Below are 24,146 nucleotides of genomic sequence, written 5' to 3' on the forward strand. Positions count from 1 at the left end.
ACTATTCCTTTATTTTATGATGAGGACTGAGCTCTGTTATTAACTTAATACTCGAGACCATTTGGTCTAACTGAAAATGGGGCTGTAACTGCAAAACCGAAAAGTAATGACCCGGATTAGCCTTGTTTTCACTTACTTTTATTTTTGCATTACTGAGTGGGTATTTACTTCTAATGTGCTCAGACGCAGAGTCTGACGCGGTTGTGTAGTTATTGATCCACGCTTGTAAATCTCTTTCACACGCTTGAGCCGTGCTATAAGAACCAACACGATCTCGGGCCAATAATTTTAAATAGTGCGCAAAGCGCGATACACATAAAATGTATTGCAACATAGACGATAAGCGCGCATTGATATTAGCAGCGCTTGAGTCGTAATTTTTTGTCTTTTGAACCGACGCATTACTGTAAAAAACAATATGTTCGGTATTTGTAACCGAAGAGGCTGGGATAAAACCGAGTTCAGAAAATTGCTTTTCAAACTTACTGGTTACTAACAAATCCAGTGGCGGCTTGGCTTCTTTTTGATAAGTATCATTAGCAAAACTATCGCGAGCTAGCCCTGTGACTAAGCCTTTTGACACTTTCCCTGGCTCTATACCACGTATATGCCCAAACCAGCCGCTATCGCAGTAAGCTCTGATTATTGTTGATACAAATTGATAGGCTGCATTTCCCCACAGCATATCTGTTTCTGGATTAATAATTTGTTCTTTGAAATAGAATTCTTGATGGCGCTTACCGTCATTAGCATAAGGCGGCCTAACTAGCACATGAGGGAGTGTAAAACCCATGAATCTAGCTTCTTCCATTTTCCTAAAGCTTTGCCATTTTATATATTCAGGCTGCTCAAAATGATTAAATAAATCAGAGTAATAACCTAAATCTGAAAAGCTATCAGCGCCAAATAAGTTAGCCGATGCCGAACATATAAAAGGAGAAAATGCGGCGGCAGCCGTTCTTGACACTTCTTTAATCGTATCTATATCGTTGTAAATAGTGCCCGCTGAGCAACCATTACTAATTTCATAATCACCAATCACAATACCAAAGGGCTCGCCGCCGGCACTGTCAAATTCGTTTTGATAGAGTAATTGAAAAAACGTACTTTGATCGAAATCTATCGCTTTATTTACGTCTTTTGAGAGCGTTGGCCAGTCACAATTAAGCAATTTAACTTTTACTTTTTTTTCTTTGTCTTGTTGCTCTGTTTGTAATAATAGCCACCATAAATTTCGCCAACTAGCTTCTAAATTTTGAAAGCTTTTTGCATGAATTATATGATTGAGTTGTGCAGAAATCAGTTGATCGAGTTCAATGATCACACGCTGTAAATAAGGACTCAATGACTCCTTATTCCAAGAAAGTGGAGAATCAGAAGAGCCTTCAAGCCATAATAATAACGCTTTATCTAGGTTTTTTTCGTTCAAAAACCTATCGAGTAAAGCGTCATTATCACTTATTCGAGACTGCGACTTTTGTTGAAAAGTGAAGTCTTGATTGATAAATGAAAACTCTTCGTGATTCATTCTATTGCATCATCCTTAATGCAGAGAGCGGTTTTATTAACCGATCTCTGGGATTTTAGCTACAAGGCGTAAAGAAGAAGTAAGCTCTTCCATTTGTAACCAAGGTTTAAGCCAAGCAACAGCGTTATAAGCACCAGGTTGTCCTGGGATCTCTTTTACAGATACTTTCGCATCAGCAAGAGGGTAACGTGCTCTAATATCTTGACCACCGCCCTCTGTCGCATTTACATAAGACAGAATCCAACGGTTTAACCATGATTCAACGTCTTCGGCTTCCATAAAGCTACCAATTTTATCGCGCGCCATTACTTTAAGGTAATGAGCAAAACGAGAAGTCGCCATTAAGTAAGGTAAGCGTGCTGAAATGGCAGCATTAGCGGTTGCATCAGGTGTTGAGTAGATTTTTGGTTTTTGACAGCTTTGGCCACCAAAGAAAACAGCATAATCAGTGTTTTTATAGTGACATAAAGGCAAGAAACCTAACTGGCTTAGCTCGGCCTCACGACGGTCTGTAATGCCAATTTCTGTTGGACATTTAAGATCTGGATCGCCATCATCACTTGTAAATATGTGCGTTGGTAAGCCTTCTACTTTACCACCACCCTCTGCGCCACGAATAGCAGTACAGAAACCATATTGAGAAAAAGCAGCGGTCATGTTTGTTGCCATAGCGTATGCGGCATTACTCCAACAGTAATCACTATTATCAGTGCTGACTGAACGGCCATCTTTCGCTTCAACTTCAAATTCTTCGTAGTTAAATTCTTCAACTGGTTTTGACGCTGCACCATAAGGTAAACGCGAAAGGAAACGCGGCATAGTAAGTGATACAAAGCGTGAATCATCGCTGTCTCTAAATGAACGCCATTTAGTGTATTCTAGTGATTCAAACACTTTTTCTAAATCACGTGGCTTAGTTAATTCTTCCCAATTATCAAAGCCAAATAACGACGGTGATGATGCGGCAATAAATGGACAGAAACCAGCGGCTGCAACATTAGACATTAAACTTAATGTTTCAACATCTTCTGGGTGATTCGTAAATTCAAAGTCACCTACAATCGTGCCATACGGTTCACCACCTGGGGTACCAAATTCTGACTCATATATTTTCTTAAAGGTTTGGCTTTGATCAAACTCAACAGCTTTACTTAAGTCTTTATGCAGCTCTTTCTTTTTCATGTTTAAAACACGAATTTTTAATGTTGAGCTAGTTTCAGAATTCATCACTAAGTGATGTAATCCGCGCCATGAGCCTTCAAGTTTTTGAAACTCATCCGTGTGCATTACGACACTTAACTGCTTTGAGATTTTTTGATCGATTAATTGAATTGCTTCATTAAACGTCACAGTCATGTTTTTGTTCCATTGAACTGTGCCTTTTAATGCTTCTTCAGTTAACGTTTTCAGTAACTCTTCAGCACGGCTTGACTCTGTTTGTTTAGTCGCACCAATTGCTTGCTCTAAAAGTGAAGAACTAACTTCTGCTACTGATTCTGATTCTGTTGCTAATTGTTCAGTGCTCATTTATCAGTCTCCTCTAAGTTAAGTTCTTTCGCCATCGAATCTAAGCTTGCTGTATTACTTAAAACTTCTTCTAGTACGTTTTCAAGTTCTTCTGAGCGGTCAATCTTCGTCATCAAGTCACGAAGCTTGTTACGCGTTTCCATCAATTTGCGTAACGGCTCTACTTGATTTACAACGGCTGCAGGCTCGAAATCGTCAATCGATTTGAAGTTCAAGTTAACTTCAAACTGAGAACCATCATCCGTTAATGTGTTGTCTACTTTTAAACGTAGAGATGGGTTCATACGCTTTAAAACATCATTAAAGTTATCACGATCAATTTGAATAAAACGTCTATCTTTTAGTGGCTTAAGCGCTTCTGTATTATCACCAGAAAAATCGCCCATTACACCCACTACAAAGGGTAATTCTTTTTTTACTGCCGCGCCCTCAGTTTCCACATCATAAGTGATATGTACTCTAGGTTTACGAACTCGTTTTAACTTATCATGGATACTCATTGAGAACTCCTTTTACTATGTTTCAGTTTCGCTGATCTTAATGCCAGACAACTTAAAGTATCCAGTCCTAGCATCACTATCTGTAATTAACTCATTTAATAACTCAGGTAGCGATAATTCGCTCCATCGAATAACTTGTTCTATCGTATAAGACATCGGTGAATGAGGTTCAGTCTTTCTGAAAAAAGTCGCAATTTCTTGAAGTTTTTTAATTGCGTTTTCTCTTGAATTAATCTCATCACTGCTAAGCTTTTTAGGTTGCTCTGAGTCAGCTTGAATCGCATCCTCAACGAGTTCCTCTTCAGGCTCAGCGTTAGCTTTATCTAGTGCAGTTTGCGCTGCTTCAAGCTTATCTGCTGCTACGTGTTTTACCGCCGCTAAGCTCACTTCTAATGCTTGTTTGATGTTAGACGTCGGTTGTGGCTCACCTGTCACCTCATCCATAACTTCGCTCAAGGCAGCAAACTGCTCTATCGCATCTTCAATATCGTTTTTTAAAGACACAAAAAATTCGGTACTGGTCTCAGCGGCACTTTTTTCTAATTGCTCAAAATCAACTGCGCCTTGGGCTATTTTCTTTTCGCGCTTTTCATCATTTAAACGCGAAATATCATACCCTTGCTGATACTCCCAAAAAGAAAAAGGATCCATACTGACACTGTCTGTCATATAAATGCTTTTTATTGGGATGATCAACGTGCCTTCACCGGCTGTACCATTTAAGCCAACTAAGGCAGACACTTTGTCTGAAATTTCATCACCGTCATCAAGTGTTGGATAAAGGGATTCAAAATGGTGTTCAAGCAAATACTTGGCAACGCGAAAACCAAACGCTATTCCTTTAAACCCGTGAACGCGGCATAAACCTTCAATTAGCCATGCAAGGTATTCAATATCCTTGCTTTCGCTTTTAACTGCCTCACTGCATTGTTCAAGTAATGGCAGCCAATCTCGCGAAAGTGAAGCAATTCCCTCTTCATCGACTAAGGCATTTCTTTCAGCCGCACGAAGTTGGTTTCTTAAATCTTTTAAGGCATAGTAAGTAGACGTTGGAGAGACGTCTGAGCGCGGATCAATACCTGCAAACTCAGCATCTGAAATAGGGGAAATATACTCTTCAAATAAAAACATTCCATTGTCCTAAATATTATCCATGTGCTCTAAGAAGCAAAGCGGAAATTATATTACATTCTTTAAATTAAATTACAAGCCTTGACGCTATTATGCCGATAAGCTGGCTAATGTTATTTTATAAATAATTGAAATAACAGTTTTTTTGTTCCTGATTTATTTACAACTTTTTTTCTTGATTATACTAAAACAGGCTTAATCAGCTACTTAGTGAACAATGGAATCGTTGCCTCATCTTGCAAATTGCAAGATTGTATCGATTGATTGGCATCCACATCATCATATTTTACTAAAATACAGGTCACGTTATCTTTGGCTCCTCTGACTAACGAAGAATGCATTAACGCCATTCCTGAATCAATAATACTAGAGGGCTCTAATGACAAACATATTTCTTCATCTGATAACTCGCCAGTAAGACCATCTGAGCACAGTAAAAATATATCGCCTGTGTTTATATCCCCTTCAACAACATCAACTTTTACTTCATCCATTACCCCTACGGCACGGGTAATTACATTAGATAGTGGATGATTTTTAGCTTCTTCAACAGAAATCATTCCTTCATCTATTAAGTCGTTAACTTGGCTATGATCTCTAGAAACTTGAGTCAACTTACTATTGCGCAACAAATAAGCTCTGCTATCGCCAACCCATAAAATGTAATAGCGCTCATTTTTAACAAACAAAGCTGTCACCGTGCTGCCCGCTGTTTTGTTGCTTAAGTATTGCGCGCTATATTCAGTTAATTGTTTATTTGCATCTTCAATGGCTTTAACAATGTCACTGACGTTTAAATCTTCTAGTTTAAACTTTTCAACATGGGTTCTTATAACATCAACAACTAATTGGCTGGCAACTTCACCCGCTTCATGTCCTCCCATACCATCAGCTACTACCCATAAATTATGGCTGTTAATTTCTACATGCGCGTCTTCGTTAAGTTGCCTAACAGCACCTCGGTGGGTAATGGCATAACTTGAGCTTAAATTATTAATCACTATTTTTTACCTGTGTAAAATTCCATTCCCAATGTTTCCATCGTCCATCTAGCATAGCGGCCACTTGATTTACAGGCGGTAGAGCCGAAGTGATCAACACCATAGGCTTAATATTGCATGAGCCATGAGTCCACCAAACACTGTAATCACCATACTTTTTATATAAAATGGCATGCATGGCATCTTGTAAAATGTGATCACTTAATTCGGTACCAGAAAACTCCAATGCTGTAGCCTGTTTATTCTTATCTAGCGAGTTTGCAAAACTAACTTGCTTTTTAGTTGAAGTAATTTCGCTCAAAGTATTAGCTAACTCTTTGCGCCAAGAAAATAAATCAACGGAGCCATCAAGTACTTTGAGTACTGCATCTTCGTACTCCAACGAAAAAACACCAGAATGAAGCACATCGACAGGAGCAATATGTGTTGTTCGCGTTACCGTGAGAGGATAATGCCTCCCCACAGCATCCATACTTGGCAATAACGTGCCCATAACGCCAGTATCACCCACAATATTTGGGCTTAAGGCAAAATGCCAAACGGGACCTGTTAAATAGTTTTCTTGCCAAACATCACCAAGCTGTTCTTTACTTACAGCAATGGCAGCCTGAAGCCATTGCTCCCAATGCTCTGAAAACTCTTTAGTAACATTATCTTGAACAAAGTCGCCTAAACAAGGGACTTTGCCAAGATAACCAATATCTACAATCGGGTCGGACATGAGAACTTCTCTACACTGCTATTCCAAAAAGGATGCCTGATTGAACTCGGCAATAATTCTACTTTTGCATTGTTACCCATTAGTGAGAAATGCAGCTCTAAGTCTTCTCGCGTTTTACTTCGCTTTTCACTCAGTTCATCTAACATTCTGTAAAGTGACCACTCACCTTGGTAGGTGGTGTTAATTGAACGCCCACCATTTGGTGGAGTAAACACCACTCGAGTTTTGCTTTGACCACTTGCACCAGGCCAAACAAAATTGGTCACCTTAAGCGGACCATGACGATAAATCATAGATTGGCCATCAATTTCAATCATGAAGCTTGAGACCGTTTTGTCTAATTTAAAGGTACGCAAGCCAAACTCAATTCTTGGAGTATTACTACCACGGTCAAAAAATGCGGTTTGAATTTTGTAAGCATGCTCGAACATTTTTAACGTGTTGTTGCTAATACCGATATCTTTTTCAAACTTCCAAGGGGTTGAGCTCATGTCCACACTCGGGGCTACGTAGCTATTGAAAAAGTTGTCTATGGTGCCATTAGGACCAAAGAAGCGGGTAAAGTCTTTAATGCTGACTTCTTTTTCAGCCTGCGGAGCAAATGGGTAACGGCCCACAATCGCCGCGTTATACTCGCGTAAAACTTTACTTTTCCAAATTTCATTTAGATGCCTGTTAGCACTATTTTTGGTTATGTTGCTAGTATCTCTACTAATATCCAGTAACCAACTATTAAATGGATAAGGTAAGTCGCTGCTTTGATACTCTAATTGGCGAATAAAGCTAGGTTTACTCTTACCGCTTATTTGATCTTTAATGGAGTACTTAAGCTGATCGCCTCTATCAAGCTTGGTTAAATAAATATTTAACTCTCTTAAATTTTTCTGAATATTATCAAGTTGCTGAACATCAATATCAATAATATCTTCAAAGGCTTCTTCTACTTGGTAACCTGGTAGATCAATTTCAAATTTTGGAGCTTCATCAGGTAAAAAGCGCTTAATTCGATTTGCTTTAGTTTGCATAGCGACTTTAGCGGCATTGGCTGCCACATCACCAGCTACTTTTTGATTTTCAGATACTGGTAGTTTAGTAAGCTGAACATTCTTTTTCACCGCATTAATGATATTTTTAATCGGTGCTTCAGAGCCTGCTAGCACATCAGTAATATTGACGCCTTCAGCGGGTGAGCTGTATTGATTAAGACTCAAGTCATCTAAAAATGACTGCCAATAATAAATGTAATCTTGGAAATAGCGCTGCTCTAGTTTCTTCTCTATCTCCGCTTTAGAAATATCGTAAGTTCCTGAGGCTTCTTGCCCGTAAACCCAGCTACTAGCCATTAAGTTTCCAAGCATTTTTCCTTTTTCAATATTAAAAATGCCATGAAAACCATTAAAAGTGTATAACCCTGGAATGCTTCGCGTTAAGTCGCCGTTATTACGAAAAGTAAACTTTTGTGCACTTTCAAAGCTAATAATATCGGTTAGTCTGAAAGGCGGAATACTACTATCGAGAAAATCAGCTTGAAGACGCTGGTATGCTCTTTCCGCAATCGGTAGTTTAGTTAACTCTGCACGTGCAACTCGCACAGCTTGGTTATCTATTTCGGTTTGCGTGATTCCCTCATTGAGTAAAGCTGAAATATGATTCATTAACTCACCACGCGTTTGCATATTCATATCACCGGGTAAGTTTCTGTCTAAATAAGCACTGAACCACACCACAATATCTTCACTTTCAAAGTATTCAGGTTTAAACAACATTAAGTAACACTTTAGCGTTTCATATAAATAGCTTAAGTGTTCTGGATGCGCTTCCATTTCCTTAATTAAAGTATTAGCAACAAATGGCTCTAAATACGTTTGTAAAGAACGCTTGTAAGCATTAGTAGAAGATTCTTTAATTTCGGTTAACTTATTAAAACCAACTGATGAAGCATCCTCAGGGTTAATGAGCTCAGAGTTAGTAGCAGGTAGATTTCTCAGTGCATTTAGTCTGTCGTTCAACACCAATAAATTATTTCTATCAAACGAAGAGGCATCGAGCTCTTGGTAAGTAGTAATTGCCTCATCGGTGGCGTCTATTAAGTTGCTATTCCATGCAAAACTAAAGTACCACGAAACTGAAAAACCTAATAAAGCAACACACGCAGCTGAAATACTTGCAACGCGAAGCCATTTATTTTGCTTATCATGATGTTTGTTAGTGCTTGCTAAGTTTTGCTCAGGAAAAATAACACTTTCTAAAACATTCTTAATAAAGAAACTTTTAGATTGATTTATGTAATCTGTTTTCCCTGCGCTCGCATCATTTAAAAAGCTTGACGGTGTCCCTTCTTGCGTCGCACTGGTTAAGTACACCCCTCTGAACATGGGTAATTCTTCATAGGCATTGGGGGTGAAAATTTCTTTTAAAAAGTCATCACCTACGCCCTGCAATACCCGTAACTGTCGAGGGAATTCAAAAATTTTGGCACGGATAGCTTCGTTACGCTCGTTAATAAGCCGACGATTTAACATCTCCGTAAGCTTAGAAATTAAAGCATGGAACTCTTTATTGAACGCATCTACCTGAGTATCTTTATCTAAATCAAGTTCAAAGGTAATTCCCCAAACCTGCTCACATTCTTCTTCAGTTAGCTCAGCAAAAAACTCTCTAAAGCCTTCAATTAAATCAACTTTAGAAAAAATAACATAAACAGGAAATGTCATCCCTAGTTGGTTTTGTAATTCTTGAAGACGCTGTTTTATAGCACGAGCATGTAGGTTTCGCTCAGTTTTGGTCTGGCTCATTAGCTCAGAAATACCCATGCTGATCATCACGCCATTAATAGGACGTAACGGGCGATGCTTTCTTAATAACCCTAAAAAACCTTCCCATGCTCTTGAGTCATGTTTTGCGTGGCTACTTTGTGTTGTGTAACGCCCTGCGGTATCAATTAATACCGCTTTATTGGTAAACCACCAGTCACAATTACGGGTACCGCCTACACCATGAACTAAGTCAACGCCTAGCTTATCTTTTAATGGATAATCGAGGCCTGAGTTATGAATAACCGTTGTTTTACCTGCACCCGGAGGGCCAATCATAATATACCAAGGTAACTGATATATATTTTTACCTTTAAATAGCTTTACATCTTTTAGTAAATCTATAGCTTCATTCATTCTCGTTTTAAGAGTAGTAATTTCTTCGTTTACTTCACTACTATTGGCATCATTGTTATCAATTAACTCATCTGCCATTTTTTCATCGCGCTTATTTTGCTGCATAAGACGATAAATTTTGGTCACTGAAAAAACTAATAATACCAATAAAATAGTTAATAATCGTGATGCTACACCTGCAAGCGGTACATAGTCTGCCACTGCGATTAAAGGGCCACCAAACCAAATTAATAATGATAAGGCTAAAAAGCCGATAATTAATATAGCGGTTCGTGATGTTAGTGCGTAGGTTATTTTTTTAAATTTTTGTGAGAAACTCATTGCAGCCTCATTAAAATAATAGATCGATTTCAATTCGTCGGTTTAATGACCGAGAAGCTGAATCTGAATTGCTGGCGATAGGCTCTGCAGCGCCCTTTCCTTCTGGCCATAAACGACCGCTTAAGTTGGTACTTTTAGCCATTAAATTAGCAACCTGTGTTGCTCTGGCTAAAGAAAGATGCCAATTAGAAGGATACTTATCTGTACTAATTGGTAAGTCATCTGTGTGGCCCGTTATAAGCACTCGCCCTTTAGTTCCCTCTAAGCTTAACGCTAACTTTTCTAAAATAGGCTGAAATGATGGAAGTAGTTGAGAATCCCCTTGTTTAAACAAATTTTCACTGTTTATCGTTATGCGGATCCCATCGGAATTTTTTGCAACAGCAACAATCCCCATTTTAATTTCTGTTTGCAGTAACTGTTCAAGTACACGCAGCTGCTGATCTTTTTTATCAACCGTTTGATTAACAGCTAACGGATGAATGGCCGCTAGTTTTTCATTAATCGCAAAAACATCGTTATTTAGCTTCATATTTATTGATAGATAAATCATCAATAATATCAGCCCCAGCACAGAAAATATGACCCACAGTGGCACTTGATTTCTTAGTTCAACACCTGCAGCAACTCTTTGTTGCCAGTTTGGAGATAGTTTATTATTAATCGGGCCATCAAGCTGATTGAGTAAATGATAAAGCTGTGAACGATACTCTTCGACTTTTGTATCGCCGCCGGCATCTAATCGATATTTCCCTTTAAAGCCTAAGTTTAAACAGTGGTATTGCAACTCCAAAAACTGTTTGTTTTTTTCAGGTTGCCCTAACCCGGCATCAAGTAGAGTATAAAAATACTCACCACCAAAGGTTTCTTTGTGAAAAGTCGACAGCAGACTTTCATCAGCCCACTCCATTGAGCTCCACTTTGAATTCAATACAGACTCATCAAGAATAGCGCATAGGCAATAGCGTGAATTATTAATCACTTCTTTTGATAGGTGCTGGTTACGGACTTCCACTTCAAAACGCTTTATAGCCTCAACACAGCGGTGCTTGAGCGCTGCTAGATTGCTCATTTCAAGCGATTGATTTATGGATATCACAAGAGAAAAGCAATCTGTTGCCGCTTCTAACAAGGGATTTTTAAAAATTGATACCTTATTATTGCTCATCGGCTTTGCAGAGGGTGGCTCAACCGACATAACGGTTTTATCAGCATCATTTTGCGCTGCACCACTGCTTGGGGTATTTCGCCCTAGTCGGCCAGGGCGTGGTTTTATAATGGTTTCGTCCATTGAAACTCTTCCTTTTAAAAAGTTAAGTTCTAATAGCCCAAAGGCTTAATTGGAGTTCTGGGTAACTTCCTGAGAGGTGGATAGCAATTCCTCCGCTGGAGCGCAGTTTTTCCCAATGTTCACCATGGCGATTTAATTCAAAATAATGAAAACCAGCATGGTAAGGGATCTGTCTTGGCGCTGTTGGCAAGTTACTAATTGTAATACCTGGGATCTGGTTGTTAACAAGATCACGAATGGTTTCAACGCTGCCAATTTTAATTTGCGAAGGTAGAATTTTTCTCAACTCTTCATGCGGAACGCTTGCTTTAATTGCTAAAACAAACTGCGCTGAATTTAAAATAGATTTATCTTTTAAGGCACCAAACGAAATACCAAACTTACTTTGTTCAAGCTTAATTTCAGTCGCGGTTTGCTCAATTACATGGCTTAATGATTGGTATAAAAAGTTAACCACTTCACTAAACACTTGCCCTAAATTTGTGTGATCATAATTAGGTAATTTAGGCACTCTTTTATTAGCCGTGCTAAAGGTTGATAACTCACCTGCCAGTTCAATTAAGCGGCTATAAAACACGTTCGGATGTAAACTATTAACGCTGAGCAAATTATTAAATATCGCGTCATATTTATTTAGTGTTTGCAGCATTATAAAATCTGCAACTGACGTACTACCCGCATAACCTTGGCACAACCTAGCAGCAATGCTTTCAGCGCGTTGCTTTATCATTGAGCCAATTTCTCTCACTAGCCCCGATAAAGGTTTACACTGCCCTACTTTTAAAGAGGGAGGAATGTACTTTGCATCTAACTTTATTTGCCCTTCGCTGCTCACATCCACTATTCGTGCTAAAGGCAACACGATATACCCTGAATGATCATCAGAAGACAGCATCAACTTACTGTATACTTTTGCAACTTGAATTATTTCTTGAGACTGCGCTCCCAATAAGTCATCACTCACTGCCAAATCGTTAAGCTTATAGCGAGTAACCATATTATCGTCAGTTGACGATATATTAACGCCACTATTTTTTAGCGCAGGAATAGCCAAATAAACAACTTCGTCAAACACATCTTTATTAACCACTAAAGGCTCAGGTAAAGAGGTTGACTGAGGCATATCAATTGGCAGTAGATCCGGGGTAATTGCAGTTAATGAATCCACAGCGAATTGACCACTGTTAAGTAATTCATTATCAATACTAATATCTATTATTCCCCATGGATCAGCAAGGTTTCCACTGCATACTTGCTTAATCACATTTGAAATATATTTATCTGATTGCTGAAAGTGCTGAGGTCTTAAAAACATCCCCTCAGTCCAAGCAACACGAGTGTTATCACTCATTTTAAAAATCCTTTTTTATTGCTCTCTCATGTATGTAGCAATCGCTTCTACATTTACATTGATGTCGTCATAACCGGTGGGGTCAACTTCAATAACCGCTCTCCACCTTGCTTGGTCTATATTTCTGTAAGCAACAACAACCCCAACATAACGAGTATTACGATTAAGGCTCATTTTATATTGCTGTACTGAATCAGGCTGAAGCTCTAACTCATCCTTTTTTAATAAATCAGGGCCTAATATCTTTTCTGGCGTATCGTATAAACTAAAAAAATCCTGCGTGTCAAAAATTGTTCTTGAGCTCAACTCAAAAATTTTCATCACCACCGGAGAAGGGCGTTCTGATGTATCCGGATTAACATTTTTAGATACATTGATGATCAGATCTGTAGAAGGAGGTACGATTTTATTCATCGTAGTACATCCCAGTACCAAAAATAGTAAACTAAAACTCATTAAATAGAGCTTAACTTTATGCATTATTTACTTTCCTTTCTAGAGCGTTTCTTTGATTCGATCGTTATATGCTTTTAAAAAATCATCAGACATAGCCATAGCGCCTTTCGCGTTAACTTCCTGAGAAATATCATCATATAAACTTTGATATAACTTCCAGCATTTAGACTCTATTTGGCCTGGAATAATTTTTAACACGTTAGAATTATCGTTTGCCTGTTGATTAATTTGCACGGGAGAAACTTGCGATAACATCCCTTTGAGCACGCCATCTGCACCAGCGAGCAGTGCTTGCTCGTGCTTGCGTGTATCTACAAAGCTTTCTTTAATAGATTCATTCGAAGACAGAAAGCTTGCACTATTTTTTATGAACAAGTTCTGAATAACATCATCAATATTGGCAGAAAACTTCAATGGGTTGTTCTGTTCGGTCTGAAACATTGTATGGTTCAGTCTTAATTTGTTCTTTACAATCGCGCGTTGGCGTAAAGATTCCATGAGCTCTGTCAGTAATAAACTTAAGCCCTGCCCCATCTCAAACCACAGCTTTTCATTATCTAGAGCACTTTTAAGCTCATCCTTAATCCCCAATCCGTTTAAAAAGGCATCACAAAACACTTTATCATTTTGAGCAAAGCTTTTTACAGGCGCTGTTTGTTTTACAGCTTGCTGCTCAGCATTATAACGTTTAGTCGGCGCACTTTCTTTTATTGGAGCTGGAGTGTCAACTGGCGCTGAAGAATTCACTTCGTCATTACCAAGATCAAACTCATCGGTATTCATAAGGCGAGTTAGTTCATCCCAATCTTCTGGAATATGATTATCCACTGTTGCTTGTTGTGAAATTACAGATACCGCAGGCATAGACTCATTCATAATTGAATCATTGAATAACGGCGCAGACTCTGCAGTTTGACTGCTATGTGAAGCAAATGTATTTGCTTGTTGAGAACTGTTTGAAGTAATAGGATTACTAATATCTGCGTGTGGCTCATCAGCTAAACTAACATCAACCTGAAAATCACCAATAGTTAAGACATCACTATCTGACAAACGTTGTTTATTACCTTGACCTAAAGGCGCCACTGCAAAATTAATAAACAAACCATTGGTTGAATTATCGTATATATAAAAAGAATCGCCTTCTTTTTCAATTTTACCGTGCTTACTTGAGATAATTTTTTCAGGATCGGGGAGATGCCAATCGCATCCCTCAGAACGGCCAAAAGTGAGTGAATCTTTTACCGTTTTGGTAGCTTCGATTTCAGGCGAAAGTCTGTGATAACTAGTGATGTTTAGTATCAGTTCCATTTGATAAGTCAGTCCCTATAGCATTATTGTGAACAGGATAAAGTAGAAGCGAAACTATTGTCAACATTGAAATTAACACAGGAAAATGTCGCATTGTAGATTTTGTCTCTAAAACAATACGCCCTATATACTCATCGACGGCGTTTGTTACTTTTCTTTTTAATGCTTTTTAACTAGGCCAAAAATAAACACTTTAGAGACATCTTCTGGCTTTAAACCGACTTTTTCAATTCACTATAAAGCGAGTTCACCGGCAACAATATGCTATTCAGGCATTGCTATAATTGTATATTTTTGTAAAATACATGCTTATATCAGAGGGAAAATTGATAGGTAAGTAGAGATTATTTACCTTTGTAATTATTTAACTAAACACAATAAAAGGATTTTTTAATGAGCAATATTAATGATAACAACGATAAAACTCAGATTGCTTCTCTAGACTCCAGCACAAAAAAAACATCAAGCATCCATAAACAAAACCTCCTCGGCAAAAAGATATCCGATCGCTACCTAATTGAAGAGCTCATCGGGCAAGGTGGAATGTGTTACATATATCGTGCGCGAGATACCTTTTTAGAAAACAGCGGTCGCTCTGAAGCATCGGTCGCTATAAAAGTGCTCCAAGAAGAGTTTTCCAACTCTGAAGAAGCTATTTCATTATTGAAAGATGAAACAGCAAAAACACAACAACTTGCTCACCCTAGTATTGTAAAAGTGTACTCAGCAGACTCTGATGGCGATTTATATTATGTCACTATGGAGCTCATTGAGGGAGAAACTCTAGAACAAATTATTAAGCGAAATAAACCCTCAGGTTTAGCGTTTAAAAAAGCGAAAATTATTTTAGAGCAATTAACTGACGCCCTTATATATGCCCACTCACGTGGCGTAATACATAATGATCTTAAGCCTTCGAATATTATTTTTGACTCTAATGGTAACCTCAAAGTGCTTGATTTTGGTATTGCTAAACACAAAAGTTTGGACGACCAATATGCTGTTAAAAACGAAAGTGAGTTTGCAACCATTGGTGGTTATACTCCAACGTATGCTAGCCCTGAGCAGCTAAAAGGCGGCGAAGCATCCATTAAAGATGATGTATTTTCATTTGCCTGTATTGCTTATGAGCTTCTAAGCAGTAAGCACCCATTTAACCGCATTGCTGCAGATAAAGTTCCTAAAAATACTACTGTAAAAAAACCAAGTAATTGCCCTCTCCTTTTATGGAAAAATTTACATAAAGCATTATCTTTAAGCGCCAGCCAAAGACTCGATTCACTAGAACAAATTTCAAAAACGCTAAAAGTGAACTTAAAACCCGCTATTTTTGCCAGTGTGGCTAGTGTGGCAATTATTGCCTTAATCACTCAAAATTATTTTTCAAGCTCAGATAATACCAAGCAATTACAGGCACAACTTGATAACGCCAAGGCAATCAACCAACAAGTGGAAGCATGGATGTCTTGGCAAGGCCCTACTATTTTAAACAAGCTAGAACAAATTCCGCCACAGTATGAGGTGCTTAAACAAGGATTACTCAGATCAAATCAGCAAAGTATATTAGATAGCTTTAATGATGAAGCAAGCCAGTTTAATAATATTGCGGGCCGTAAATTTAAAGATTTTGATAAAATAATAGCGGTCTATTCTAATGCACTGAACTACTATCCCGATTCAGAAAAGCTTTCGATGCAATTAGAAAGTGTATTGAGGGAGCGCCAATCAATTATTTTTGATATTACCGCGAGAATAGATTTATTACTCGAACAATCACGCTACAACGAAGACCAGCCCAATAGTATTGCTCATCTCGTTAAAGATCTAAAAGAAGTAGATAAAACTTACCGTTATCAACCAACGGATCTGCATCTTGATAACTTTACTGTTGCGTTAAACACAGCCATAGAAAGCGATGATGTCATCACACAAAAAGTACTTTTAAATGTGGGTAAAATTGTATTTTCAAATAACAAAAAAGCAGAAGAGCTTCTTGCTAATTTAATGAAGCGTGAGTCTGCAATTAATGCACTAACCGCATACCAACAAAAGATTAATTTAGGCGAACAAGCTGAGTTTCCTCGTGCCGATGCGGTCGTTTTTTATGGTCCAAAGTTTCAACGCTTTTCTGCACAATTAGAAACTATTGAAGATCATAAAGCTTTAATGGAATTTGAAGAGTTTATTAAATCCGAATCGACAGCACTACCCAACGATTTTTCTCTTTTAGTATCGCTTAGAAAAGAATTATCGAGACGTTACATTAGTACAGCGAACGATTTAATGAAAAAAAGAATGTATAAAGCAGCTGAACGTTTGGTTGAAAAAAGTGAGGCCATCACGCAATCGTTAGACAATATGCTTTAAACAACTCTTATTTATTGCTCAAAAATAACACAGATATAATTGAATATAGATTAGTTAGCTATTAGACTAACCCAAAATATACACAATAAAGTCAAGGACGACGAGTGCATTTTCATCATCATACACTCCGCCAAGATTTTAAAATATATAGACTTTTTATAATTAATGGAGTACCTATGAAAAATTTAAGCTTATTAGCTGCAGCCGTTATACTTACGGGTTGTTCGACAACTTCTAGTGTAAACAAAACAGAGGAAGTAGTTATTGAGCCAACGCCTCAAGTTAGCGAAGAGAATGCGCCAATATCACTGACTGTTATTACTAACCCTGCTGACTCTAGAGTACGTATTATGAATATAGTGCCTGTATATCAAGACGCTATTGAACTAGATGCAGGTAAATATGATATCGAAGTAAGTAAAGCAGGTTATGTGACTTATAGGAAATGGGTAACGGTTGACAAAAAAACCATCTTAACTATTGAGCTAGATGAAAAACAGCTAAGCCAGTCTGCGCAATAAGCGAATGATCAATTTAAAATGCCTTTATTACGCTCAATAAAGGCATTTTAAATACGGTAATAGGCAAACCACGCGTAACTAATTACACTAATATTAACCACAATACATACCCATAGCACTGCAATAAAGACTCGCTTTTGTGACTTATGTCGTAAACTTTGCTGCGCTATAAGTGCACCGGGCCACCCTCCAAATAAAGCCAATAGATGTAAGTGTCGTTCAGGTATACGACTGACTTTTTTGTGGTTTGATTGTACCGCTTTTCGCTTATCCCATGCGTAATATACAAATGTAATACAGCTGATCGATGAAACATATATGGGTAAGTACATTTCAACTTCATTATTTAAGTAAGCTAACCAAAATAAGGCTATAAACAAGCTGGAAAATATAATTAAGCTACTTTTTATCAAAAAATAATCGCCTATAATGAAGATAATTAAAAGAAACACCAAGGTTAAATTATGACATATTTAAAGGCTTCGATGCTGCTGTTTTCACTATGTATATTCAGTATTCAAGCAAATAATAAAACGGATTTACTAGAGCCTGAGCTTGCGGTATTCACTCCTTACTTAGGTACTTGGCAAGCTGATTTTCATATAGATAAAAACCCGCTTCCAACCCAAGATGTGACCAAATGGGAGCGCACCTTAAATGGTAAAGCCATTCGCACTACGCATTCTATAAATGAAGGTGAGTATGGGGGCGAATCAATGATTTTCTATGATCGCAAAAAACAGTCATTAGTATTTTATTATTTTACTACGGCTGGCTTTTATACCAAAGGAGTCATGAAAGTGTTGAGCCCAACACAATTTGTTGCTTATGAAGACGTCACTGGCAGCCAAGAGGGCATCACTAAAGTTAAATCAACTAGTGAATTCAAGGATGAGCAATTTGTTGTTTCCACCAGTTATTTAAAAAAAGGTGAATGGACTAAGCCGCAAATTCGCACCTACCATCGCAGCAATAAAGAAGTAAAGTTTAAATAAGTTTTATTTATTGCCTTGTAATACCTAAAAACGTATTAGTTCTTTGAAAACAGTGTTCTAGCCATTAATAATTACGATTTTGAACTAGAACACTGATCTTAAGTTACTTTATAAATTTTTTAAACGCATTATCAACAGGCGTATCTGCAAGGTGGTTGGTGTAATTACTCATCACCTTTTGCGCAAGACCCAACACAATTTCAAGAAGCTGTTGTTTTGTATACCCTGCTGCAAAAAACTTTTCCTGCTGTGACTGACTTAACACACCACGTTCTCGTGTCATTTCAAGCGTTGTCTCACGAAGTGTCTCAAGTTTAGGATCAGCAAGCGGGGTTTTATTGACTAATGCATCCACAATATTCTCATCAACCTTCATGGCAGCCGCTATACCACTGTGTGCTGGCACACAATAATGGCACTCGTGCTCAACATTAATTGATTGCCAAACAACCGTTAACTCTTGTGCATTAAACGATGTTTTTTGAAATAACTCATGCAGTACTTGATAACCCTTTAGCAATGTTGGTGCCTCAGCCATCACAGCATGAAGATTAGGCAACATCCCAAAAGCGGCGACAGAGTCTGTTAATAAAGGTTTTGCCTCTGCTGATGCATTTTCTTGCGTGTATAAGGTAAATTCAGCCATAGTTTGCTCCTATATAATAAATAGTATTAAGTCGTGTTGAGAAACATATTATTTGATTTTGAGCGGTCGCTCAAGTTAAAATTGAACAGTCGCTCAAATTAATAGAAACTATTATGGCCAATAAAATTAAATTTGAACGTGAACATGTTGTTCGCGTGGCAAGTCAGCTGTTCTGGGAGAAAGGCTTTCATGCTACTTCTACCCGCGATTTACAGGAAGCTATAAATATGCGACCAGGAAGTATTTACTCTGCATTTGGCTCTAAAGAGGGTTTATACAGCGAATCTTTAAAAGACTACACCGTACAGATGAAAAGCCAAATTGAGGGCTTTATAGCAAACTCTGATTCGATTTTAGGTGGTTTGCGGGCATTTGTTGAAAATGTAATTATTAAAACCAAGGACTGCAGTCCAAGTGCTATTTGTATGTTAGTAAAAGCAAATACCGAATTTGCTGAAAAAGACACGGCTTTAAGTGAGTTAAGCGCAGGCTTACTGACTAAATTTGAATCTTATTTAACCACATTGTTTACCCGCGCTATTGAAAATGGTGAGCTAAGCGGTGATTTAACTGCAACTGCATACGCACAATTTTTCCAAGTGCAATTTACAGGATTACGAGGTTACTTTAATCGCCCTGCAGTCGAGCATTTGGCGATGCCGATGATCAACCAAATGTTTGTACTAATTAAAAAACTGTAATCCTATTGGGTGCTTGTCTTTGCGCTTAAATAAACTCTTTTTATATTCCGTTTGATTATTCAGCGTATAAAAAAGCGGCTAATCTGTATTAAATTAGCCGCTTGTTTAACTCTAAATAAAAAATTTACGTTTTCAACTTATTCAGCTCAGCGTCTTGCTGTGCAACCAACTTATTGAGTTCTTGGCTGCTATCGCCTGCCTGAGCAGATAAATCAGAGAGCTGAGATGCCGCATCAGAAATAATAGTTAAATTACGATTTATTTCTTCAGTGACCAAACTTTGCTCTTCAGCTGCGGTTGCAATATGGGTGATTTGGTTAGTTATTTCATCCACTTTTACAACAACACTGTGCAGTGCATCAAAGGCAGTAGAAGTTTCATCAACTGCATTTTCAGCACGTACAACGCCTTTTTCGATGACAGTTGAGGCATTTCCTACTTCTGATAACAAGCTATCAATTAGGCTGCTAATATCATCGGTGGATGAGCGAGTTTTAGACGCTAAAGCCCTAACTTCATCCGCAACAACAGCAAAACCTCGGCCATGTTCACCTGCACGTGCAGCCTCAATGGCGGCATTCAATGCCAGTAAATTTGTTTGCTCAGAAATAGTTCGGATCACATCCAAAATTTGCGTAATATCATTACTACGTGAGGCCACTTTTTCGACTGCTTGGTTGGCTTCTTTGATTTCCTCAGACATTGTTTTAACTTGGGTCATCGCAGAAGATAAACTCGACTCGCTGCTAACCACTAAGGTATTGATTTCATCAGCTTGTTGCGCAGATTGCTCAGAAGCTTTTGCCACTTCAAGTGCTGTCGCGCTCATTTCGTTCATTGCCGTCACAACACTTTCAATTTCTTTAAACTGTGCCTGAACATTATGCTTGGTTTCTACGGCAATATTTGAGGTAACTTCGCCTTGATGCTTGGTTTGATCCGAGACCGCTTTTAGCTCACTAATAAGTTCACGCAGTTTTGATAAAAACTTATTAAATCCTCCGGCCAAAGCTATAAGCTCAGCATGCGTATCAACATGTAGTGTTTGTGTTAAATCACCTTCAGAGCTGGCTAGGTTATCTACACGTTCTTGTATTTGTTTAAGTGGCGCTACAACACTGCCTACTACAAGCTTCATTACTATAAATGCCAATACCGCAATCACAGTCCCCGTGATCAAAATAATCACACCCAGCTCTTTTGCAGCCTCAGACATCCCAGCAGTTAATTGAATAGGTCCTTCAAAGGCAAGTTCAGCGGGTACTTCAATTAGCAGCATCCATTTCACATCAGCAAGCTTAATTTCAATCGGGTAAGACACCATTATTTCAGCGCCTTGTTTGTTTGTTCCTTTGGTGCCTTTTAGAGCTTTATAACTCTCATAACTTTTAGCGCTAACCGCTTCTTTTAAAGGGCGACCTAGTTTTTCTTTGTAGTGGCTCGTACCTACAATTAAACCTAAATGACTAAGTAACGTTACTTTTGCTTTACCATCGTAAAGCGCTTTTGAAAGCTCTTCTGTCAATTTTTGAAATACAGGTAGTGTAATATCCGCGCCTGTTACCCCTACAAACTGGCCTGATTTAATAATAGGTACCACTAAAGAGGTCATCATTTCAGAATAACCCGGTGTTATTTCATAGAGGTAGGGTTCCATAATGCAGGGTTTTAATTTGTCTTTTGCACATAAGTACCATTCGGCTTCACGTAAACCGAATTCATTAATTTTATCAACATATTTTTCTGAGGCATCTTCTACTACTTGTTGTTCAACAACGCCGTTCGAACTTCTCGTTAGATAAACCTCTAGTGTGCCAGCTCCAGCAACTGAATGATCGTACCCTTGGGTAAAATCACTATCTTTGCCATCAAAGCCATTTTTTTCAAACTGTGAGTAAATACTAGAAATAACATCATTGCTTTCTAGTATTGAGCGATTTAGTAGAACAACAGACTCTCTGTTTATGGATGTTTTATCGGCGTCTTCTAAAATACTGCCAAGAGCGTATGGGATCCGATAAGCTTCATTGATAAATGCCGCAATTTTCTCACCATATGCTGCTGCATTTGCGGTTAAGCGACCATCTACTTCACTGACAATTAATGCTTCTGCCTCTGAAGAGGTTTGTGCATTACTTGATGATAATTTAGACCACAATATTCCTGAAAATAGTACAACCGTTAAAAGTATACTTCCAACACTTATCCACAATAACTTTTTTGCTAACGCTATTTCCCGCATTAAAATTACCTTACCTTACATATGTATTTTTTAGTTTAGACCAATTAAAAGAACATACTATAAAATATTTCAGAAATACCGTTTAGTGACTTATTTTAGTATTTAGTGTTCGGCTAACTTTGTTTAGTTAACCGTTGAGTGAGTAAACAAACGAGCAAAAGTAAGCTAGCGCTTACCCACAAACAGGCCTGCAGTCCATATACTTTATACATAAAACCAGAAAGTACTGTCCCGACCAGTCTTCCTGCAGCGTTAGCCATGTAATAAAAACCTACATCCAGAGAAACACCATCACTTTTAGCAAGGCTGACAATTAAATAACTGTGTAATGATGAGTTAATAGCAAATGCAGCACCAAAAATAAATAACCCAACAATTAGCGTAGTGTTTACAGCTATATTCAACTGCATCAAACAAGCTAATAACAAGGTGACACACGCCAATACTCCCCCCCAGTAATACGCTTTCTTTATCGCATCATTACTGACAAGTGACTTGCCTGTAATTTTTGGTGCTTGAGATTGCACTACCCCATAAGCAATCACCCATAGTGCCATAAAACCACTAACCCACCAGTGTGGCCAATTAAATTGCGAGGCTAAATAAACAGGCAGTGCAACAACAAACCATACATCACGAGCAGCAAATAAACAAAACCGAGCGGCACTAAGTAAATTAATTGCCCTAGACTTAGAAAATAACGCTTTAAATTTTGGTTTCTTTTTAGCTTTGCCTATATCACCCTCTAAATACACTAAGCTAATGATCCAAGCGATAGTTAAAAGCATAATTAAAGCAACTAACGCTCCAACAAATCCTAGTAAAGTAAGTAATAGCCCCCCTAAAAAGAAGCCAACTCCTTTTAATGCATTTTTAGAGCCCGTTAATATAGCAATCCATTTGTATAATTGGCTTTGCTGATTGTCACCTTCGGGAACTAAATATTTAATCGCACTTTTAGCGCTCATTTTATTGAGATCTTTGGCAACCCCACTTAAGGCTTGCGCTAACATTACATAACTTACCGATAACCAATCGCTTGGTGCACACAACATAGCTAAAGCCACAACTTGCAACCCTAATCCTATGTTCATGGTTTTATTTAAACCTAAATGCGCACCTAACCAACCGCCAATTAAGTTAGTAATAACCCCAAATAACTCATAAAACACAAACAGCATGGCAATCGCGAGCGCGCCATACCCTAACTGATGAAAATACAGCACCACCAGCATGCGAAGTGCGCCATCTGTTAGTGTAAAAGCCCAGTAATTACCCGTAATAATGCCATACTGTTTTAAAGCCGATGGTAAATTGGCGATTTGCGAAAACATCTTCAATACCCTGAACTAGTTTACTAAATCACTTTGTCCTACTTTGAGCATCAGCTCAGCAGTCCGGTTGGCATAACCCCATTCATTGTCATACCAAGCATAGAGTTTAAGTTGAGTGTGGTTTATAACCATTGTCGAAAGCGCATCTATAATTGTGCTACGAGGGTCTGTTTTGTAATCAATAGATACCAATGGCTTTTCTTCATAGCCTAAAATGCCTTTTAGCTTGTTATTAGCCGCTTGCTTAAACCATCCATTCACTTCTTGTTCGGTTACACCACGCTCTAGTTCAAACACGCAATCAGTAATTGATGCATTGGTTAGGGGGACTCGAACCGCATGGCCGTTTAATTTTCCTTTAAGCTCAGGGAATATCTGCGTAATAGCCGTTGCACTGCCGGTAGTGGTAGGAATTAAACTTGTTCCGCATGAGCGCGCGCGACGTAAATCTTTATGAGGTGCATCTATAATGGTTTGGGTGTTGGTAATGTCATGAATCGTTGTTATGGATCCATGCTTAATCCCTACTTTTTCTTGCAATACTTTTACCACAGGCGCTAAACAATTTGTTGTGCATGAAGCCGCGGTAACAATTTTATGTAACTGCGGATTATAAAGATGATCGTTCACCCCTATTACCACATTCAAAACACTCTCTTCTTTAACTGGGGCAGTAACAACCACACGCTTTACACCTTGCGCTAAATAAGCATTGAGTAATTCTGTTGTTTTCATTTTACCGCTGGCTTCAATCACCACATCACATTGTGACCAGTCAGTCTCTGCAATCGATTTATTATTCGTTACTTTAACCGTATGCTTTGCTACAGAAAAACTATTATCATCGGCTTGCACCTCATATTTTAGGCGCCCGTGAACCGAGTCAAATTCTAATAAATGGGCATGTGTTTTCGCATCAGCAGCCACATCATTAACATGTACAAATTCAACCTCAGGCCAATCAATTGCCGCTCGTAAGGTTAAACGTCCGATTCGTCCAAAACCATTTATGCCTACTTTAATCGTCATTAT

20 protein-coding genes are annotated in these 24,146 nt (G+C 38.3%); 4 read left to right on the forward strand and 16 right to left on the reverse strand.

Translation table 11 applies throughout. From position 1 onward, the window contains the following. Window position 1: 1 nt before the first annotated feature. From tssC (QL984_RS07635) to tagH, 11 genes are all read right to left on the reverse strand, one after another. Window positions 2-1,528, reverse strand: coding sequence for a type VI secretion system contractile sheath large subunit (gene tssC / locus QL984_RS07635; protein ID WP_028834236.1), 1,527 nt, complete (start codon window positions 1,526-1,528; stop codon window positions 2-4). Between the two features lie 36 nt (window positions 1,529-1,564). Then, window positions 1,565-3,055 (reverse strand): type VI secretion system contractile sheath large subunit, encoded by a 1,491-nt coding sequence (tssC, locus tag QL984_RS07640; protein ID WP_013462966.1) that lies wholly within the window; start codon window positions 3,053-3,055, stop codon window positions 1,565-1,567. Then, complete coding sequence (gene tssB / locus QL984_RS07645; protein ID WP_036955223.1) at window positions 3,052-3,555, reverse strand: type VI secretion system contractile sheath small subunit; 504 nt, start codon at window positions 3,553-3,555, stop codon at window positions 3,052-3,054. Before tssB ends, tssC (QL984_RS07640) begins: the two co-directional genes overlap by 4 nt. A gap of 15 nt (window positions 3,556-3,570) precedes the next feature. Beyond that, complete coding sequence (tssA, locus tag QL984_RS07650; protein WP_024602746.1) at window positions 3,571-4,686, reverse strand: type VI secretion system protein TssA; 1,116 nt, start codon at window positions 4,684-4,686, stop codon at window positions 3,571-3,573. Window positions 4,687-4,889: 203 nt separating this feature from the next. After that, a complete protein-coding gene (locus QL984_RS07655; protein ID WP_033102984.1) occupies window positions 4,890-5,687 on the reverse strand; it encodes a protein phosphatase 2C domain-containing protein in 798 nt (265 codons plus the stop codon). Further along, complete coding sequence (tagF, locus tag QL984_RS07660; RefSeq protein WP_024602748.1) at window positions 5,680-6,408, reverse strand: type VI secretion system-associated protein TagF; 729 nt, start codon at window positions 6,406-6,408, stop codon at window positions 5,680-5,682. Before tagF ends, QL984_RS07655 begins: the two co-directional genes overlap by 8 nt. Continuing rightward, the gene (tssM, locus tag QL984_RS07665; protein ID WP_016900102.1) at window positions 6,390-9,899 is read right to left on the reverse strand and encodes a type VI secretion system membrane subunit TssM; all 3,510 of its coding nucleotides are present in this window, start codon (window positions 9,897-9,899) and stop codon (window positions 6,390-6,392) included. Before tssM ends, tagF begins: the two co-directional genes overlap by 19 nt. 10 nt (window positions 9,900-9,909) lie before the next feature. Beyond that, window positions 9,910-11,190, reverse strand: a complete 1,281-nt coding sequence (tssL, locus tag QL984_RS07670) for a type VI secretion system protein TssL, long form (protein ID WP_036955228.1) — start codon at window positions 11,188-11,190, stop codon at window positions 9,910-9,912. 22 nt (window positions 11,191-11,212) lie between these two features. Further along, the gene (gene tssK / locus QL984_RS07675; protein WP_036955230.1) at window positions 11,213-12,541 is read right to left on the reverse strand and encodes a type VI secretion system baseplate subunit TssK; all 1,329 of its coding nucleotides are present in this window, start codon (window positions 12,539-12,541) and stop codon (window positions 11,213-11,215) included. 15 nt (window positions 12,542-12,556) lie between these two features. Next, entirely contained in the window at window positions 12,557-13,021 is a 465-nt protein-coding gene (tssJ, locus tag QL984_RS07680) for a type VI secretion system lipoprotein TssJ (RefSeq protein ID WP_013462959.1), read from the reverse strand. A 15-nt stretch (window positions 13,022-13,036) separates the two neighbouring features. Further along, window positions 13,037-14,308 carry a type VI secretion system-associated FHA domain protein TagH gene (tagH, locus tag QL984_RS07685; protein WP_036955233.1) on the reverse strand — a complete coding sequence of 424 codons (1,272 nt, stop codon included), beginning with the start codon at window positions 14,306-14,308 and terminating at the stop codon, window positions 13,037-13,039. A 393-nt stretch (window positions 14,309-14,701) separates the two neighbouring features. Here tagH and QL984_RS07690 point away from each other — a divergent pair, with 393 nt between their 5' ends. Next, window positions 14,702-16,675, forward strand: a complete 1,974-nt coding sequence (locus QL984_RS07690) for a serine/threonine-protein kinase (RefSeq protein ID WP_028834241.1) — start codon at window positions 14,702-14,704, stop codon at window positions 16,673-16,675. A 176-nt stretch (window positions 16,676-16,851) separates the two neighbouring features. Next, window positions 16,852-17,196, forward strand: coding sequence for a PEGA domain-containing protein (locus QL984_RS07695; protein ID WP_028834242.1), 345 nt, complete (start codon window positions 16,852-16,854; stop codon window positions 17,194-17,196). Window positions 17,197-17,243: 47 nt separating this feature from the next. Here QL984_RS07695 and QL984_RS07700 read toward each other — a convergent pair whose 3' ends face one another. Then, the gene (locus QL984_RS07700; RefSeq protein ID WP_036955235.1) at window positions 17,244-17,609 is read right to left on the reverse strand and encodes a DUF1294 domain-containing protein; all 366 of its coding nucleotides are present in this window, start codon (window positions 17,607-17,609) and stop codon (window positions 17,244-17,246) included. A gap of 51 nt (window positions 17,610-17,660) precedes the next feature. Between QL984_RS07700 and QL984_RS07705 the strand changes: the two genes are divergently transcribed. Further along, the gene (locus QL984_RS07705) at window positions 17,661-18,191 is read left to right on the forward strand and encodes a hypothetical protein (protein WP_013462954.1); all 531 of its coding nucleotides are present in this window, start codon (window positions 17,661-17,663) and stop codon (window positions 18,189-18,191) included. Between the two features lie 103 nt (window positions 18,192-18,294). Here the strand turns inward: QL984_RS07705 and QL984_RS07710 are convergent, their stop codons facing one another. Beyond that, complete coding sequence (locus tag QL984_RS07710; protein ID WP_033102987.1) at window positions 18,295-18,837, reverse strand: carboxymuconolactone decarboxylase family protein; 543 nt, start codon at window positions 18,835-18,837, stop codon at window positions 18,295-18,297. Window positions 18,838-18,950: 113 nt separating this feature from the next. Here QL984_RS07710 and QL984_RS07715 point away from each other — a divergent pair, with 113 nt between their 5' ends. Continuing rightward, the gene (locus QL984_RS07715; protein WP_013462952.1) at window positions 18,951-19,538 is read left to right on the forward strand and encodes a TetR/AcrR family transcriptional regulator; all 588 of its coding nucleotides are present in this window, start codon (window positions 18,951-18,953) and stop codon (window positions 19,536-19,538) included. 124 nt (window positions 19,539-19,662) lie between these two features. Here QL984_RS07715 and QL984_RS07720 read toward each other — a convergent pair whose 3' ends face one another. The 3 genes from QL984_RS07720 to QL984_RS07730 all read right to left on the reverse strand — a co-directional run bounded on the left by QL984_RS07720 (window position 19,663) and on the right by QL984_RS07730 (window position 24,143). Beyond that, window positions 19,663-21,780: a methyl-accepting chemotaxis protein gene (locus tag QL984_RS07720; protein WP_036955238.1), complete on the reverse strand. Its 2,118-nt coding sequence runs from the start codon at window positions 21,778-21,780 to the stop codon at window positions 19,663-19,665. Window positions 21,781-21,893: 113 nt separating this feature from the next. Further along, complete coding sequence (gene arsJ / locus QL984_RS07725) at window positions 21,894-23,114, reverse strand: organoarsenical effux MFS transporter ArsJ (protein WP_036955241.1); 1,221 nt, start codon at window positions 23,112-23,114, stop codon at window positions 21,894-21,896. Between the two features lie 15 nt (window positions 23,115-23,129). Then, the gene (locus QL984_RS07730; RefSeq protein WP_036955243.1) at window positions 23,130-24,143 is read right to left on the reverse strand and encodes an ArsJ-associated glyceraldehyde-3-phosphate dehydrogenase; all 1,014 of its coding nucleotides are present in this window, start codon (window positions 24,141-24,143) and stop codon (window positions 23,130-23,132) included. Window positions 24,144-24,146: the final 3 nt, after the last annotated feature.

The organism is Pseudoalteromonas sp. APC 3495, assembly GCF_030407645.1.
GTDB classification, from domain to species: domain Bacteria; phylum Pseudomonadota; class Gammaproteobacteria; order Enterobacterales; family Alteromonadaceae; genus Pseudoalteromonas; species Pseudoalteromonas tetraodonis.